This window comes from Paenibacillus sp. JT22N1, assembly GCF_059692155.1.
Genome location: NZ_JCAUAW010000002.1, coordinates 115,712 through 133,233 on the forward strand (window position 1 = coordinate 115,712; position 17,522 = coordinate 133,233).

At 47.0% G+C, this 17,522-nt stretch carries 17 protein-coding genes; all 17 read right to left on the reverse strand.

The window, feature by feature from the left end; genetic code table 11:
• Nucleotides 1-9 precede the first annotated feature (9 nt).
• Nucleotides 10-1,005, reverse strand: a complete 996-nt coding sequence (locus AC58UU_RS04335; protein ID WP_497313338.1) for a Gfo/Idh/MocA family protein — start codon at nucleotides 1,003-1,005, stop codon at nucleotides 10-12.
• The gene (locus AC58UU_RS04340) at nucleotides 999-2,465 is read right to left on the reverse strand and encodes a sulfatase family protein (RefSeq protein WP_497313340.1); all 1,467 of its coding nucleotides are present in this window, start codon (nucleotides 2,463-2,465) and stop codon (nucleotides 999-1,001) included. Before AC58UU_RS04340 ends, AC58UU_RS04335 begins: the two co-directional genes overlap by 7 nt.
• A 30-nt stretch (nucleotides 2,466-2,495) precedes the next feature.
• Nucleotides 2,496-3,296: a sugar phosphate isomerase/epimerase family protein gene (locus AC58UU_RS04345; RefSeq protein WP_497313342.1), complete on the reverse strand. Its 801-nt coding sequence runs from the start codon at nucleotides 3,294-3,296 to the stop codon at nucleotides 2,496-2,498.
• 18 nt (nucleotides 3,297-3,314) lie between these two features.
• The gene (locus tag AC58UU_RS04350) at nucleotides 3,315-4,304 is read right to left on the reverse strand and encodes a Gfo/Idh/MocA family protein (protein ID WP_497313344.1); all 990 of its coding nucleotides are present in this window, start codon (nucleotides 4,302-4,304) and stop codon (nucleotides 3,315-3,317) included.
• A gap of 54 nt (nucleotides 4,305-4,358) precedes the next feature.
• A complete protein-coding gene (locus tag AC58UU_RS04355; protein WP_497313346.1) occupies nucleotides 4,359-5,327 on the reverse strand; it encodes an AraC family transcriptional regulator in 969 nt (322 codons plus the stop codon).
• A gap of 34 nt (nucleotides 5,328-5,361) precedes the next feature.
• On the reverse strand, nucleotides 5,362-6,126 hold the full coding sequence (locus AC58UU_RS04360) for a DeoR/GlpR family DNA-binding transcription regulator (RefSeq protein ID WP_497313983.1): 765 nt from the start codon (nucleotides 6,124-6,126) through the stop codon (nucleotides 5,362-5,364).
• A 50-nt stretch (nucleotides 6,127-6,176) separates the two neighbouring features.
• Nucleotides 6,177-6,998 (reverse strand): sugar phosphate isomerase/epimerase family protein, encoded by an 822-nt coding sequence (locus AC58UU_RS04365; protein ID WP_497313347.1) that lies wholly within the window; start codon nucleotides 6,996-6,998, stop codon nucleotides 6,177-6,179.
• Between the two features lie 27 nt (nucleotides 6,999-7,025).
• Nucleotides 7,026-7,481 (reverse strand): hypothetical protein, encoded by a 456-nt coding sequence (locus AC58UU_RS04370; RefSeq protein WP_497313349.1) that lies wholly within the window; start codon nucleotides 7,479-7,481, stop codon nucleotides 7,026-7,028.
• Complete coding sequence (locus tag AC58UU_RS04375; RefSeq protein ID WP_497313351.1) at nucleotides 7,465-7,863, reverse strand: hypothetical protein; 399 nt, start codon at nucleotides 7,861-7,863, stop codon at nucleotides 7,465-7,467. Before AC58UU_RS04375 ends, AC58UU_RS04370 begins: the two co-directional genes overlap by 17 nt.
• Nucleotides 7,860-8,885: an ABC transporter ATP-binding protein gene (locus AC58UU_RS04380; RefSeq protein ID WP_497313353.1), complete on the reverse strand. Its 1,026-nt coding sequence runs from the start codon at nucleotides 8,883-8,885 to the stop codon at nucleotides 7,860-7,862. The genes AC58UU_RS04375 and AC58UU_RS04380 overlap by 4 nt, the downstream gene beginning before the upstream one ends.
• On the reverse strand, nucleotides 8,882-9,919 hold the full coding sequence (locus AC58UU_RS04385; protein WP_497313355.1) for an ABC transporter ATP-binding protein: 1,038 nt from the start codon (nucleotides 9,917-9,919) through the stop codon (nucleotides 8,882-8,884). The genes AC58UU_RS04380 and AC58UU_RS04385 overlap by 4 nt, the downstream gene beginning before the upstream one ends.
• A gap of 12 nt (nucleotides 9,920-9,931) precedes the next feature.
• Nucleotides 9,932-11,095 (reverse strand): ABC transporter permease, encoded by a 1,164-nt coding sequence (locus AC58UU_RS04390; RefSeq protein ID WP_497313357.1) that lies wholly within the window; start codon nucleotides 11,093-11,095, stop codon nucleotides 9,932-9,934.
• Nucleotides 11,092-12,090 (reverse strand): ABC transporter permease, encoded by a 999-nt coding sequence (locus tag AC58UU_RS04395; RefSeq protein WP_497313359.1) that lies wholly within the window; start codon nucleotides 12,088-12,090, stop codon nucleotides 11,092-11,094. The genes AC58UU_RS04390 and AC58UU_RS04395 overlap by 4 nt, the downstream gene beginning before the upstream one ends.
• A 103-nt stretch (nucleotides 12,091-12,193) precedes the next feature.
• Nucleotides 12,194-14,143, reverse strand: a complete 1,950-nt coding sequence (locus tag AC58UU_RS04400; RefSeq protein ID WP_497313361.1) for an ABC transporter substrate-binding protein — start codon at nucleotides 14,141-14,143, stop codon at nucleotides 12,194-12,196.
• A 494-nt stretch (nucleotides 14,144-14,637) separates the two neighbouring features.
• Entirely contained in the window at nucleotides 14,638-15,528 is an 891-nt protein-coding gene (locus tag AC58UU_RS04405; RefSeq protein WP_497313363.1) for a helix-turn-helix domain-containing protein, read from the reverse strand.
• A 175-nt stretch (nucleotides 15,529-15,703) separates the two neighbouring features.
• Nucleotides 15,704-16,510, reverse strand: a complete 807-nt coding sequence (locus AC58UU_RS04410; protein ID WP_497313364.1) for an MBL fold metallo-hydrolase — start codon at nucleotides 16,508-16,510, stop codon at nucleotides 15,704-15,706.
• A 5-nt stretch (nucleotides 16,511-16,515) separates the two neighbouring features.
• Entirely contained in the window at nucleotides 16,516-17,418 is a 903-nt protein-coding gene (locus tag AC58UU_RS04415; protein ID WP_497313365.1) for an SMP-30/gluconolactonase/LRE family protein, read from the reverse strand.
• Nucleotides 17,419-17,522: the final 104 nt, after the last annotated feature.

Sequence of the window (17,522 nt, forward strand, 5' to 3'; positions counted from 1 at the left end):
GGATGCACATCAGGAAACTTCAATAACTGTACCATTCGCAAGATGAGAACGAATAGCCGCTTCTATTATTTCTTGGACGGCAAGGGCATCCTCACCAGAAGCGGCGACTTGATCAGGGGAAATACCCTCCTTCACTTCTCGAATAAAAGCACCCAGTCGGAGCCGAAACGTATCCTCGAAGCCTCGCATTCCTGTCATGATGGAATTGCGATATACCCGCAGCTCTTCCTGCCTATGAGGATAATAAGTGAGCGATTCATAGACATTATCAAGAACGAACCTCCCTTGGTCGCCTGCCACTTCACAAGCCTCAATAGGATGAACACCAAACATGTCATAGCTGCCCATCAAATGGCCTACTGCACCAGAGGCAAACTCTAAGTTAATGGAAGCCGTTGACCAAACCGAGCGGCTAGGCCCCTTAGTCAGAAATGCTTGAACTCGCCGAACATTTCCGGCAAAATATCGCATGACATCCAACGAATGAGGATGCAGTGCCCGCAAATGTATCCAAGGACTGGATTCATTCGGATTGCCGATGGTGAGCTTCATGTTCACAAAGAGCTGGTGGCCAATGTCGCCTGCGGCGATCCATTCTTTCGCTTTCCTTGCCGCTGGAGTGAACCGATGGTTGAGATTACAACCAAAACGAACTCCCTTTTCCTTCGCAAATTGAACCATTTCTCTCGCTTCTTCCAAGCTGTTCGAAATCGGCTTCTCGACCAGGACGTCTTTTCCGGCAGCAATTGCCTTCATAACAGGCTCTCTATGGTGAGAGCCATTTTCTATCCCGCCGGTAGCGACGCTAACGATATCAATCTGTTCGACTTCCAGCATCGTATCAACATCATAATAAGCCTTCGCTCCAAACTGCGCGGCAACCGAATCCGCGAGTTCCCGGTTCAGATCACAAATTGCGGTCAGTTCAACCTCTGGGTGTTCCTTATAGCAGCGACAATGTATACGTCCGATTTGATTGACCCCAACAACTGCCACCTTCAGCATGTTGAATCGGCTTCCACTTCTTCTGCATCTACGTCTGCTTCAACATCTGCTTCAGCCTCGACGTCCACTTCCTCATCCTTGGTTTGCAGCGATTTCGCCGTTTTTGGGGAACCGATATGCATCGAATCAAAAGCTTGCTGCGACGTTTTAAACGGGCCGCAGCCGAGTCCATGCCAGTTCAGATTCGTGTAGATCGGATTCTCGCGGCCCGTCTCATTTTCCCGCTTCGCAATATGAGCCTCCATTCGTTTCACTAGCAAGGCTGCAATTTCGGGCTCCTCTTCTGCCACATTGTGCAGCTCATCTGGATCACGAACCAAGTTGTACAGCTCAATGGGCTGCTTAAAATGAAGATCCGGCTCCAGTGCAACGATCAGTTTCCATTCCGGTGTCCGCCAACCGTGCTTGCGCATCCACGTGCATTCGGTGATATACATTTCACTTTCGGGTACCCGCCCCCGCTCCTCACCACGGACTAATGGTACTAAGCTGCGGCCATCAAAGGAAATGTCACAATCCAAACCCAGAAGCTCAACAATCGTCGGCATCACATCCTTGATTTGCGTGGAACTGGACACTCGCTTCCCTGCTGGCAGCTTGCCTGGATATCTGAGTATTAGCGGAATCCGCAAATTGGTCTCGTATAAGCCATGATGGTCATAGTAGCAATCATGTTCATTCAGTGTTTCTCCATGGTCCGAGGTGATGACAACAAGCGTTTCTTCTTCAATTCCAAGCGCAGTAAGCGCAGTGAGAATCGACTGAATTCCCGCATCCATATAAGCAATAGCGCCATCATACTGCGCATCGATATATGTACTATCCGTGCAGCCTTCAGGGAACCAGGAGCTGAAGTAATCAGCAAATGGCTTAAAGGCGTAGAGGTTATCCAACGAATGATTGTCCGGATCACACTCATTTCCGTCATAAAACATCCGTTCAAACGGTTTTGGCGGCAGATAGGGCGAGTGCGGATCCATATGACGCAGGAACAGGAAAAATGGCTTCCCCTCCGCCTTGAGACGCTTCATTTCCGGTATCGCAACCTGGTTCAAATTATCGGCTTTGGGACTGCGACCTGACTCATCAGCTCCCCAGCCTTCGAAATCCAAATATGTCTGAAAGCCGCGAGCTGAGGGATTCCCTGTGAAACCAATACAAGTCGTATTGTAACCCTTCTCTTCGAGCAGCTCGGAGAGCATTTTCACGTGATCGCCAACCGCGCCGCCATGCCGCAGCGCAACAACGTCGGTGCCGAAGCAATCCATCCCCGTGAGCATAGAGGCATATCCCGGCGTTGTTGGGATGCTCGGGGAGAAGTGATGTTCAAACAACACGCCACCCTGACTGTATTGGTCAATATGTGGAGTCGTCAGCTTGTGATAGCCATAGCCGCTCATATGATCCCTGCGTAAACTATCAATACCTAACAACAGTAAATTCGGCATTTTCGTTGTCATATTACCTACCCCTTTTTCGTTAGTTCTGCGTTATCTCGCCCCAAAAGAACGCAACACAGCATTCAAGTAGCCATAGCTTTCAGCTGCTACGATCGACACCTGCGCTAGAGAATGACTATTTGCTCCGATGACCTCGAGGCAAATTGGCCCCTCGTAGCCATAATCCGTGAGCACTTTACAATACCCGATGAGATCGATATCCCCGCGTCCACAGGCCTGCTTGTCAATTGTTCCTGGCCCAGCCTGCCTGCCGCTGCAATCCCGGATATGAATATGCCGAACACGTGAAATCACGGCTGGCAGTGCGGCTTCCGGGTTCTCACCCGCACGATAGATATGGCTGGGGTCCATATCGATACCGAATGACGGATCTGCGATCGACTCCATAGCTCTGAGTGAAGTTGGGGTATTGTAAATGGAGCCTCCTACATGGGCTTTGACACAAAGCGTAACGCTATATTCCCCTGCCAGCTTCGCCATGCGGCTCAGCTTCTCAATGGTGAATGCAAGATCCTCTTCAACATCTGATTTACCGCCAGGGCCAACATTAACAATCCGTATACCTAATTCAGCTGCCGCTTCGAAAGCGAGAGGAAGTCGGGTCTCACTGAGCTCCGCTACTTCCATCGACAACAGCTTGAGCCCATTATCTGCTGCGATCTGCTTAATCTCGGCAGCTTGTTCACGCCACCGATCAAGCTCAAGGTGCTCGCACATCCCTTTGATAGCAGATAATTCAACACCGTCAAAACCACAAAGCTTGATATGCCGCGCTGCTGTAGCGAAATCAAAATCCTTGAATAAAACCGAATTTATCCCCAGCTGGATCATGCATTCCGACCTCCCGAATTAAAGTTCAATGATGCTTGAAGTTTCAAATGAACGTATCGCTGCCTCGATAATCGTTTGCGCCTTCAGCGCTTCTTCGCCTGAGCCATTAATTTGATCATAGGGTACCTTCGCATCCAGCTGTTCGATCCAATCGCTAATCCGGCTTTTGAACGTTTCATTAAAGGAACGCATGCCCCCTAGGTAGCTATAAGTCTCTGTAGCAATGCTGTGACGAGGATAATAGGTCAGCTGTTCACATGCATCATCTAAGACGAACCGTCCCTTTGATCCCACGACTTCGCATCGCTCCAAGCCGTAGCTTGCTCCGGCATCGTAGCTACCGACTAAATTGCCGATCGCCCCATTTTCAAACTCGAGCATGACTTGCGCATTGGACCAGATTTTCCTTCCTTCTCCCTTCATCATAAAAGCGGCTACCCGCTTCACATCTCCGCAGAAATACCGAATCACATCAAACGAGTGTGGATGAAGCGCACGCAGGTGAAACCAAGGCGACGTCTCTACTGGGTTATTAATCCACATTTTCATATTGATCATATGCAATTGACCGAGCCGGCCTTCCTCCACCCATTCTTTCGCACGAAGAGCTGCCGGCGTAAATCGATGGTTCAGGTTCACTGCAAAAGGCAGCTGCTTCTCCTTGGCTAGCGCCACCATGCGCTCCCCTTCATCGATCCGGTTGGAGATCGGCTTCTCACCCAGAACTGGAATATTCGCAGCTAGCAGTTCCATCGTTGGCTGATAGTGCTCTCCGCCGTTTTCCTCACCTTTGGTCGCCATCGAGCAGGCATCCAGATGAATACCGCTATTCAGCATCTCTTGCACACTGTAAAATGCCTTGCAGCCGTATTTGGCGGCTGCCGCATCAGCTTTCTCTTTAATAATGTCACAGACAGCGACCAGCTCTGTTTTCGCATGTTCCTTGTATATATTGGCATGGATAGTCCCTATATTCCCGATTCCGATAACCCCGACTTTTAGTGTCATAGCTCATCCCTCCAGCAATTGGTTTCTAATGATCCATTAGCAATTCCATCGATTTTACCTGTGTAAATCGCGATACTGCCCAGGCGAACACCCGACCTTTCGCCGGAATAGTTGTGTGAAAAAGGCCTGATCCTCATAGCCCACGCGATGAGCAATTTGTATGACCTTCTCATCGCCTTCTGCCAAATACTGTTTGGCGCGATCGATGCGGATATCATGAATCCGCTCCGTCACGGTCTGCTTTGTTTCCTGTTTGAACACCCGATTCAACTGACGACTGCTAATATTAAACAGCTCACACAGATCGGGGATAGTCATTTTTTTATCGAAATGGCGCTCCAGAAATCCGGTCATGCGGCGAACAAGAATCGTATGATTCCCTGTCCGCGAACCCTTTTTTTCCTTTGAACTTGAATCCGCATAGCTGCGTGACAACAGAATGAGCAGCTGCAGCATTTGCAGCTTAATGATTGTTAAATATCCCGGACGGCGATACTCCCACTCTGTAATCATGCTCTCAAGCAGAGATAGTACAAGACCAGCTGCCAGTCCAATCAAATTCAACCGATGATGGAAGCGTTCTCGAGGATTCAAGAAAGGATGCACATAGTAGTAATCCATCGACTGTGAGACGCCTAACTCCTTCAGCAATGACTCATGAATAAGCTCAGGCGTGAATAAACAATTAATGATCTCAATGCGTTTGCCGGGTTCCGTTCGGTACGTGTGAACTTCCCCGGGATTAATAATAAACACATCTCCAGCTTGAATGAGATAGCTTTCGCCCTCAAATACATGCTCCGCTTCGCCATTGACTAGATAAACGAGTTCAATAAAGTCGTGTGAATGACTAGACGGCGTATTGTGCTGATCATGAAAGCAGCGATTGATGGTGAACGGAATCTGCTTATCATTCATAAATTGGCTCTGTCTCAATTGATTAGCCATGAGTACGATTCCTCTCCCTGCCTCTACCCTCATCATAAGGCTTGCAGCCTGTGCTTTCATTGCGGTTTCAGCCATCTTGCATGGGGATTACGCCATCTTCATGCATTGATTAGTACTGCAGCTGAATGACGTTTATGAATTTACGCTGCAGCTGCTGTATATGATCGGATAGTGTTTGCTCGTCAGTGATCAGATGATGGATTTGATTCCAAGCACCAATCATTGTAAAAGCTTGCATATCGAATTTGCTGTAATCAGCGAGCACGAATACTTGCTCGGCCATACCGACCATTTTTCTTTTCACTCGGGCCTGCATCTCATTGGATTCACTAATGCCACGCTCCATATGAACGCCTTTACAGGAAACGAACGCTTTATTTACGTGGTATTCATCCAAAGCTTGCTCTGTCAGCGGTCCTACGAAAGATAGCGAATTAGGTACAAGGATACCTCCTGTGCTGATGACGTTCACATTCTTTTTCTCGCTAAGAACCAATGCCACTTTCAAGGAGTTGGTGATAACGGTGAGCGGAATATCGGGAAGCTGCGCCGCCATATGCCAAGCCGTGGAACTTGCATCAAGGACGATACGATCATTCGGCTCTACATATTTGACAGCCTCTACCGAAATACGCTGCTTCTCCGTAACATGAATTGTTTCGCGCAGCTGATAGGACGTCTCTGACGTTTGCGGCTGCAAGCGAATCGCTCCGCCATAGCTGCGCAGCAGTCGACCTTCGCTTTCCAAGCGGTCCAGATCACGACGGATTGTTTCTTCGGTTACCCGGCACAATTGGCTGAGTTCAGTGACACGCATACTTCCCCGCTCGTTAACCAGCTGTAGAATGTGCTGAACCCTTTCCGCGACTAGCATCATCAAACACCTCCCTGAGCCTCAAATTTCCGACTTACGCAATTGAAGAATTAACGGGCTTGATCAAACGCAATCACCCGATCACGAATCTCGCAGAAATTAGTGATGCTCACATACTCCAAAATAAACGGAACGCCTTCTGTTTGTTCGTGATACAAATCCAGCAGCTTCCCCCAATTAATATCCCCATCACCAACACAACGTCCGTAAGTATCATTGACTTTGCGGTCTTTACCATGGAAATAGGCAATATGAGGGGCTAAATAGTAGAACATTTCCTCTTCGGAGTTATTCGCAATCAAATTGGCCGGATCCAGCAGCACTTGAACATGTGGCGATCCTACCTGTGCCAGAAAATCAGCCGTTCGCTTCGCACTTGGCAGCACATCCAGAACGCAGGGCTCAAGCGCTAGCTTGATGCCGTAATGTCCAGCGCGCTCTCCGAGCCACTTCACCTGCTGTACAAGCCAGTCGAAATCCTTTTCATAGGAATCAGCCTGAATGCCTCTTTTACCCGGAATAAACCCACACTCCGTTGCCACAATCGGCACGCCGTTTAAAGCAGCAATTTGCATATGTCGCTCGAAATATTGCAAGTTCTGCTCTAATTCAATACCATTCGGTTCCAGCAGATTCGTAAAAACCCCAATAGATGCAACTTCAATACCATGCTTCCGGTACGTTTCTATGATTTCACGGCTTCGTTCATCCGTCAGGTCACTAAGATCACTTCGCCCATTGTATCGCCAATAGTTGGAATCTGTTTGCGAGAGGCACAGCTCAGTCCATCTGAACCCATGTTCAGCAAGTAGAACCGCTACTTCTTCGTTCGTTAATTGCGGAAAGCTGCGCGAAACGACACCTATATCCATACAAGTTGACCCACCTTCACTAGGTATTTATTGTAGGGCTCGCTCACGAGCCGCCTTAATTGCAAACAGACTAAGTAAGAGAGCCGATATGCCTTCAATGACCAAAAAAAGCAGCATGTAGGACTCAAAAGTTACATTCAGCAGGACATGAGTAAGGAGATTACATACAAATAAGAGTCCCAACTGAATAGCTAGAAGCATAGCAGCAGCTTGTAAAACCTGTTTGGCTGCAGCCTTCTTTTTCAAAAAATATTGGGAATAAAATACATATGCGAGCCATGCAACGCCAAGCAGCAAAAATGTGAAATTATCGATACCTTGCCAGGAAGAAGCTTTGACGTTGAAAAAAGCCAAGCACGCGAGCAGCAGACTTCGTAATTCAAACCAATTGATAATGCCAAGCACGGAGGTGAATATCGTAATTCCTACAGAAATAAAACCTGCTGCTGTATCCCTCTTTTTCATCTCATGAAAAGGATCCATGCGTCTTCTCGTCCCTCCATTCCCTCTCCACCCTCTGCAGAATACGCAAGGTATGGTTGCGGGCTTCTTCACTTTCGACCAGCGTCGTTCTTCTTACATAAGCTAACAATTTACCGATTTTGTTCAAATAAACCTTTCTTGCTGATTGTTGAATTCGCTTCACTTGATTTGTGTTGCCAAGCTTTTGATAGTGAATCATTTGCCGATCATATTTAACTGACCATGCCTCAGGAATAGAACCTGTAGCTGTTAGTGATTCCAAGTCGTGCAGCTTGCTGCCAATCATCTTCTCCAGCAGCACTCTCATATACCAAAGAGAACCCAGCATGATAAGGCTTAAGCAGACGAAGAAAACTAGCAGAAGGATCACTATGTACGTCATATCGAGGCTGCCCCCCTTAGCTCAAGCTCCCCTGCAAAATGACATGCGGCGTAATGGCCTTCACCTACTTGTTTTAATTCTGGAAATTGTTGCTTGCAAATGTCTTTGGCATATGCGCATCTCGGGTGGAAATAACACCCCGACGGCGGATTGGCTGGGTTCGCTACCTCCCCTGAGAGGATAATTCGATTGGATTTCCTGCGCGGATCTGGGACAGGCTTGGCAGAAAGCAGTGCCTCTGTATAGGGATGCTTTGGCGAAGCGAATAAGTCCTGGGTTGCGGCAGTCTCCACCATTTTCCCTACATACATAACACCGACACGATTGGAAATATGTTGGATAACGCCAAGATCGTGCGATATGAACAGATACGCTAAATGCAATTTCTCCTGCAAATCCTGCAGCAAGTTAATAATTTGCGCCTGCACCGAAACATCCAAAGCAGATACAGCCTCATCGCAGACGATAAATTTAGGCTCTGTTGCTAGCGCTCTCGCAATGCCAATACGCTGCCTTTGGCCTCCGCTAAAGGCATGCGGATATCGTTCAAGATGTCTGCTGTTTAAGCCCACCATCTCCATGAGGTCAGCCACTCGTTCTTTCAGCTCTGCGCCATAGGCCATGCCATTGCAAACGAGTGGCTCCGCAATGATGTTGAGCACCGTCATCCTAGGATTCAGCGAAGAATAAGGATCTTGAAAGATAAGCTGCATATCCCGTCGAATCGATCTCAATTCCTTGGCATCCAGCTGTAAAACGTCCTGCATATGTCCCAGACGATCTCGAAATAAGACAGAGCCAGCCGTCGGTTCAATGGCTCGAAGAATGCATCGTCCCAGTGTCGTCTTCCCACAGCCTGATTCGCCAACCAAACCGAACGTTTCCCCAGGGCGGATATGAAGCTGAACATCATCGACAGCCTTGACGTAGCCGACGTTTTTTTGCAGAAACCCCTTTCTTATCGGGAAATATTTCCTCATGTAACGAACATCCAGAATCAGTTCCTCCGATTGAACACTCATGTGACCACCTCGGTTTCTTTATGCTCCGCTTCAACCATTAAGCAGCGAACCGAATGATCCTTCTTTACCTGTACAAGAGGGATGTCAGCTACGTTGCAAACACCATCAAGTGCCTGCTTACAGCGGGAATAGAAGCCACAGCCTTTGGGTAAATTCATCGGAAATGGAACGGTTCCCTCAATGGATTCCAGCCTTATATTCGTCTTGCCGATCGCAGGGATGGACTTAAGCAGCGCTTTGGTATAAGGATGCTTTGGATTATGAAATAAGGAATCTACGTCGGTATACTCCACTACTTTTCCTAAGTACATGACAGCCACTTCATCTGACATCTCTGCAATCACACCAAGGTCATGGGTGATAAAAATAATAGAGGTGTCGTGGTTAGCCTTCAGATCATTAATGAGCTGAAGGACCTGTGCTTGGACCGTGACATCCAAAGCAGTCGTCGGCTCATCAGCAATGAGAATCGATGGATTACAGGATAATGCCATTGCAATCATCGCCCGCTGCCGCATCCCGCCTGATAGCTGATGAGGATATTCGCTGAGCCGCTGCTCAGGATTGGACATCCCTACCTTCTTCAGGATATCCACCGCCATGCGGTACGCTTCCTGCTTATTCTCTGTAACATGAAGTAGAATTGCTTCCATAATTTGATTGCCAACTGTATGGATCGGGGAGAAAGCCTTCATAGGCTCTTGGAAAATCATGGCGATCTCGCCACCCCGGATATCCCGAATTTCCTTGCCCCGTGGATCAAGCTTCACCAGGTCAACAGCTTCATTCTGGTGACCGGCGCCACTGCGGTACAGCTTAATCTCGCCTTCGACTTTACCCGGCTTCGGCACTATGCAAAGCATCGCTTGCGAAGTCACGCTTTTACCGCAGCCGCTTTCCCCAACGATGCCCAGCGTCTTGCCGCGTTTAATTTTCAAATCAATCCCATCCACGGCTTTGAGCACGCCTTCATCCAAATGGAAGTGAACCTTAACGTCCTTCATCTCCATAATGACATTATCTCGCTCTGACATTCACTCCACCTCCTATTTGTAAGGGTCAGCCGCATCCCGCAGTCCATCTCCAAGAAAATTAAACATTAAAACTGTCATGATAATGAAAGCAGCAGGCCACAACAGCCAGGGATGATGGGCTAGTGTTTCTAAGTTTTGCGCATCTTGCAGGAGCACCCCCCAGCTTACAACGGGAGCTTGAAGACCAATACCAAGGAAGCTTAAAGCCGTTTCTCCTAAAATCGTACCAGGAATCGAAAGGGTAACGTTCACGATAATGTAACTGGCGAATGAGGGCAGCAAATGCTTGCGAATAATACGGAAATCGCTTGCCCCTGCTAGCTTGGCAGCCATGGTGAAATCTTCTTCACGGAGGGACAATATTTTCCCCCGAACAACACGGGCAAGTCCTGTCCAACCGATGATGGAGAATATGATGATCAATCCAAAATAAGTTTGCAGCGCCGACCAATCCCTCGGTAAGGTAGCTGTCAGTGCCATCCAAAGCGGAATGGTCGGGATACATATCAGCAAATCAATCGTTCGCTGAATGATCGTATCTGTAACCCCACCCAAGTAACCGGATATTCCGCCGAGTAATAAGCCCAAAAAGAGAGTAACGACAATCCCCAACAAACCGAAGGATAAGGATATGCGAGCTCCGTATATGATACGGGAGAATAGGTCATGCCCCAGCTTATCCGTACCCATCAGAATGAGCGCATCACTCGGATTCTTCAGTCCAAACAAGTGTCGGTCCATGGGAAAAAGTCCCCATAGCTTATACGGTTCGCCTTTCGTAAAGAAATAGATCTCGAATTTCTTTTGCGGATCTTCCGAGAACGTACGCTTAAAAGTTTCAGAATCGACCTTCTCTGTCATCCCATAAACGAATGGCCTTAGCTGAAAGCCCTTATTCGCATCGACGAAATGAATACTTTGCGGAGCCGCATTCTTATACTCTGGGTATCGGGCATCTTGCAGTGTAGGCGCCAAAAACTCACAGAAAATCGCTACTAAGTAGAATAGGGTGAGTAATATGGCTGAGAAAACCGCCATCTTATGCTTAATAAATTTCCACCACATCAATTGCCATTGGGAAGCTACATCATATTGAATGTTAGCTTCTCGTTTATTTTGCTTCTTAACCTTGTTCCTGCGGAACAACCGGTTCGCGAGTGTAGTCATGCCACTCATTCTCCAACACCCCCGAAACGTATTCGAGGGTCGACGAAAGCAAGCAAAATATCAGATAGCAGTGTCCCGATGACCGTCATCACACTAAGAATTAACAAGAAGCTTCCCGTTAAATAAATATCTTGGAACATTAATGCCTTAAGGAGCATAGGACCCGTTGTTTGTAGATTCAGTACAATGGATACGATCGCTTCACCGGAAATAAGTGCAGGTAATGTCCAACCGATGGTAGAAATCAGTGGATTTATCGCTAAGCGAACAGGATATTTAAACAGAAGCTTGCCCTCAGGCACACCTTTTGCTCTGGCCGTAATCACGTACTGCTTCGACAACTCATCCAGCAGCATCCCTCGCGTGATTCGTATCAATGAGGCTGTTCCTGACATCCCGATGACAACGACAGGAATAATGAGTCTTGGCAGCATATTCATGATTTTGGCCATATCCCACGGGGCATCGACGAATTGGGGGGAGAACAGCCCTGTTATAGAAATACCTGTCTGAGCGAAAATGAAATAGACAATGATCAATGCTATGAGAAAACCAGGCATCGCGAGACCGATAAAACCTATAAACGTAAACACATAATCCAGTACCGAATATTGGTGTGTGGCCGAATAAATACCGATTGGAATGGCTACGACCCACACGAATACAAGGCAAATGAGCGATATGATGACAGTCAATGCCAGTCTAGGACCAATGACATCAGCAACAGGCTGATTCCACTGGAAGGAACGACCCAAATCACCGTGTATTAACATATTTTTCATCCAGATGATGTACTGCACAATTAATGATTTATCTAACCCGTATTCCTGCTGAAGGTTAATGACTGTACTCTCTGAAACTGCCGTGCCCGCTTGCTTCATTTGTGCAATATATTGCGTTAGAAAATCTCCAGGGGGGAGTTGAATGATCACAAAAACGATAATGCTGATGGCGATAAGCAGCGGGATGAGTTGCAAAACACGGTAGGAGATGTAATTCAGCATGTAATTCCTCCTTTCAACAATGTATCGTGTCCACATAACGAACATTGGAGCCCGAATCGAACATCCTGTCTACGTCCGGGCTCACATCTGTTCTTTTCTTAATTTATTTACCGAAGAAGAACTGCTCGCCACTGAAGTTCGCGCCAATGGCGAAGCTAGTATCGTTGGGAATGTTACGCAGCTTCGCATTGACGATCAACGGCTGCTTCACTTCGGAAATTGGAATGAAGTAGTAGACATTGTCTTTCATAATTTGTTTAATTTCCGTAACTTTCTTTTTCGCATCCTCAGGTTTAGCTGCTGCTGCATCATTGATCATTTTGTACAGATTTTTCACATCTGCAGGGGGCTCTTTCCCTTGCTTGCCGCCTGAAGTACGCCAGAGATCCCATGAAGATCCCCATAGCTGCATACCCCAATCTCCCATGTACCAGAGCGGCGTATGCGTCCAGATCATTGTAGCCTGAAGTTCATTGTTCGTATTGCGAGTCGTCCAAAGTGTCTGATCGATTGTTTTCATCGTTACATTCAGACCTAGCTGCTTCCACATCTCTACAATCAATTGCGTGAGTGGTACGATATCCGGTGCTTGAGCTCCGACTTCGAACGGAATAGTAAACACTTTACCATCCGGTCCTAAGCGTTTGCCATCCGAACCTTTCTTAAGGCCCATATCATCAAGTAGTTTGTTCGCTTGTGCCAAATCGAATGTCGCATCTTCGATATTGCCCGGCTTCGCAAAACCATAGTAAACCGTATCGATGATCTCTTTGCGGTTCAAAGCCAGACTTAACGCTTTACGGAAACGAACGTCCTGAACAACTTTCTGCCAGTTCGCATCATCGAACGATTGATTCAGGAACACATCGGTTGGTGATACGTGCATATTGGCAAGCAAAGCTTTATAGCCATTCTTTTCATTTTCCCTATAGAGAGGCATTTTGATCAGCGCTGCTGACTCCCTCGAGAAATCGACTTCGCCGGAAATCGTTTTCAAACCAACAATCTCAATATTCTGAACGAGCGAACTTTGGATGCTGTCAATATACGGCAATTGATTACCTGCAGAGTCCACCTTGAAGTAGTAAGGATTGCGTTCGAATGTCGTTACACTTTCTGTCGTTTTTACCATGACCCATGGGTACAGCACAGGGAAGCCAACAGCTTTCTTGTTCGCAAGCTCCCAGTTCGTAATATCTTTATCGTTAAAAAGGTTGAACCATTCGCCAGGCTGAAAGCCGGCTTCTTTGATCAATGGCTCAAGTTTATCCATCGCTGTATATTTCTTGTGGAACTGTTTAAGGAAGTGTGCAGGACGGATGATCTCCGTATATCCGCGCCAACCTTGAATCGCAAAGCGGATCAAGATACCGCCGTATGGACGATCGAAGACCAGCTTGAAATTCATATCATCGATAACCTCAAGCTTCATCGGAGCCGCATCCGCTTCACCACCGCCACGTAGCCAAACCGGAAAAATTGGCGTCAGCTCAGGATTATTCAGGATATCCTCGACCGTGAACTTCACGTCCTCTGTCGTCACAGGCTTCCCATCGGACCATTTCAGTCCTTTTCGCATGGTGAAGGTGAACGTTTTCTGATCGTCGCTGACTTTATAATCTTTGAGTACGTTCCCTGTAATCGTGTCACCGAGAATACCCGGCGTGTTCAGAAGGGGTTCATTGTTCATAACGAAAACGTCAGCATCCCAGTTCGGCGCTGATGTAACCGTTCTCAATACACCGCCATATGAACCGATTTCGTACTTCATCTGGCTTTCTGGTATTTCATTTGTGAGTTTATAATCGCTAGGTAAGCGATCTTTCACAGTCGGGAGTCCCTTCCCCGCTAAAAATGGTGAATCTTTGAAATCCGTCAGCTGTACTGGTTGACCGCCCCCGCCGGCTGGTGCTTGTGGTGCTTGTGTTGCTTGTGCAATTGGCGATGAAGTTGATGATGTGGATGCTGGACTGTCTGTACACCCCGAAAGTACCAGAGCCAACATGAGTGCAGAAACCAGGAGCAAAATAATCGACTTCCTCCATGACTTCATATGCAACCCTCCGATTCCCTAAATTGGTTTTTGAGTTTGTGGACTCCTTCCCATTTTTATAAAGAAATAGCAAAATAATCACTACAATTTTCTGAAAATTCTGCATGTTCACTAAACACACTACTCGTCGTGAAGATCCGACAAGATTAGACCGATTTATCACATGTTTAGTCCAATGAGACCGTTATCATTCGGGGAGGAATAGTGAAAAAAGATAGTAATCCTCTTCTCTCTACAGCAAAACTTGAACGGCCTTTCATGATTTTGTCCGATTTAATAGACTTATAGGGTGAAACCAAATAAACATAAAGAAAGTCCCAAAAAGTCAAATTCACTTCCCAGAACATCCTCGTTCCAAAAAAAAAAGACCTGGCAAATAGCCAAGTCTTTCATCACATCCTAAGGTTGGTGCATGATCTCTAACTTGGATTGTGATAACCTTTGTTCCTTTACTCCAATCGCCACCCAATAGTAAACGCTTACAATTCAATAGACTAAAATTGCTTTCTAAGCTGTTGAGGTGTCATTCCTAGGGATTGCTTAAACAAACGAAAAAACTGCGTCTTATTCTCATATCCGACACTGCGTCCGATCGATTCGACCGAATCCTCCGTTTCCATCAGCATCCGCTTCGCTTCGCGAAGCCTAACATCTTGCACATATTCCGTAAAGGTGAACCCCAGGCATTCTTTGAACATTTTGCTCAAATAATAAGGGGAATAAAAGCTTTCTCTTGCGAGATCATTCAGCGTAATGTGCCCCGCATAATGCTGCTCAATATACGTTAACAGCTGAGGCAGCATGTGATAGGCAGTTCGCAGATCCGAGTTTTGCAAATTTTCTTTCATCATACGGAACATGCGTGTCAGAAGGAGTGTCGCGTATCCATGCAGCATAGCTAAGTAGCCACTCTTTTTACCACAGTATTCCGTATACATCGTTTCCAATAATTGCTCTAGCTCTATCATGCATTTTCCCCTGAAAGTTACGTGTGGTGACGGATTGGCAAGTGAGTCCTTGAATTCCTGGAACAGCTTGAACGGGAGAAAGTGGGCTGTGGTATCTGTCATACTTAATTGATCACTTAAGAATTCAGGGTCAAACAATATATTCATATACTGCATATCCGTCTGTACAGCAAACGAATGACGATCCCCGATATTCATGAACAGAAAATCTCCTCGTTGTACCTTGAATGACTTTCCATTCACCTCTTGGTAACCGGCACCCTGCGAAATGTAGACCAACTCGATAAAATTATGCGTATGCTCAGGTTCATTGGAATGGTGGTGGAGCTTGTATAGCGCAATTTTCTCATCTTGCTGGATATAGTCAACGGATTGATACATCTTCATCTGGACAACACTCCATTTCATAATGGTCATGTTAGGCGATTGGTTGGATCGTACGGGCTTCTTTACCATATCACAAAGCGTGTGAAACCGTTAGATGAAGAAGTGCTTAGATACAAGGACCTAGGCAGCCTATATCCGACAAAAAACTGTTACGCATGCTTATAAAGACCCGCTCCATAGGTTTCTACTAGAAGCAGGTCCATTACTACTTTACATATACCAGTGTCTCCCCCGGTTGAAAAATATGAAATTTCTGCCCTGGATGCTTCAGATATAAACGGTCAACGAAGGGAGCGATCCCTTCACTATTGTTTGCATACATATCGAAGTGCACAGGCACAACGATGTCGAACTTCAGGTGAGCCGCTAGGTCTGCCGCTTCCTGAGCGTTCATGTTACCGACGACACCGAGGCGATTGCGGAAAATGTCCCTTCCGTTAATCGGCAGAAAACCTACATCGATGGTGAAGTCGGACAGCGCCTCGACTAACTCCTCCGTCAAAAGCGTATCCCCTGCATGATAAATACACAAGCCGTCCCACTGTAAAATGTAGCCTAAGTAGTGATCCCAGCCTTCATTATCACGCACTCGCTCCTCGTGCCAAGCCGGAATGGGGTGAATGATCAGATCAGCGGCATATTGAAATGCCTCCTGAGTCCCAAGCGCATGCAGCCGCTCTGCTGAAATGCCGATAGCCTCCAACATAGGCAAACACGGTTTAGGAGCACCAAACTGGCATTTGGGAGATGCCAAGGCGATAGCCCGCAGCGTGTCTGGATCCATGTGGTCCATATGCTCATGCGTACAAAGCACGAGATCCAAATCCGTTAGTGCCTCCGGCTTCACAGGAGGCGCATACCTCCGCTGCCAAAAGCCCTCCGGGAACCCAGGAAGCTGATCAACAGAATCTGTCAAATAAGGGTCAATCGCGATAGCGATATCGTTTTTACGTAGAATAACGCCGACCTGACCGATATACTGAATCATTAATTGTCTATTCTCATTTGACATAGAACCTACCCTTTCCGTTCCTCATGCTGATCTCCGAATGAATATGTCTTCGTGCCTTTTACACCTGGCTTTACCGCAAAAATCCCTCCCGCATGTGGCTGATCCCCCACTTGATCCTCCTGAAGACCCTTGCGGGCGGTCGTAACGTACAAGGTATCAAGTTCGTCTCCACCGAAAATACAGGAAGTTGCTTTAGCTGCGGGAATGGCAATGCTGTCTATCTTTTGACCAGTATTGGGATTCCAACGCGACACCTGCCAGCCATCCCAATGGGCGATCCACAACATCCCTTCCTCATCGATCGTCATCCCGTCAGGGAACCCTTGTTCATTCCGAAAATCAATCAGCGTTCTCGGGTTGCTAATTTCCCCTTTATCCGCCTCATACTCAAAAGCGAGCACTAGCTTTTTCATAGAATCGATATAGTACATTTCTTTCTCGTCTAGGCTCCAAGCGATACCGTTGGAAACGCCTACTCCCTCGTAAACCTTACGATAACTGTGATCCGTTTCTAGCACATAGAGTGAGCCTGTTGCCTCTTTTTCAATAATCTCCATGGTGCCCGCCCAGAATCGTCCGTTAGCATCACATTTTCCATCGTTAAACCGATTTTCCGGTAAATGAGATTCTGGATCAACAAGAGGCGTAAGCTTACGCTGCTGTATCTGGTACGTTTGGAATCCCGATTGTGTCGCTAACACAACCTCATTTTCGCCCGCGCAGACAACAGCACCGACAAATTCCCCAATGGGAAAATCTTCGTTAAGCCCTGTTTCAGGATCAAACCTACCAAATTTCTTTCCTATAATATCAACCCAATATAACAAACGCTGTTCCGCATTCCAGCACGGACCTTCAGCCAATATGGCTTTGGCATCAAGTACCAGTCGCACGATTGGTGATCCCATTATGAATCAACTCCTCTCTCTAATTGTAAACCGTCCTCACAGAGATTGGAAGATGCAGGAAGTTGCTATCGAGTTCTAATCTTGTATGTTCAAATGCTAGTTTC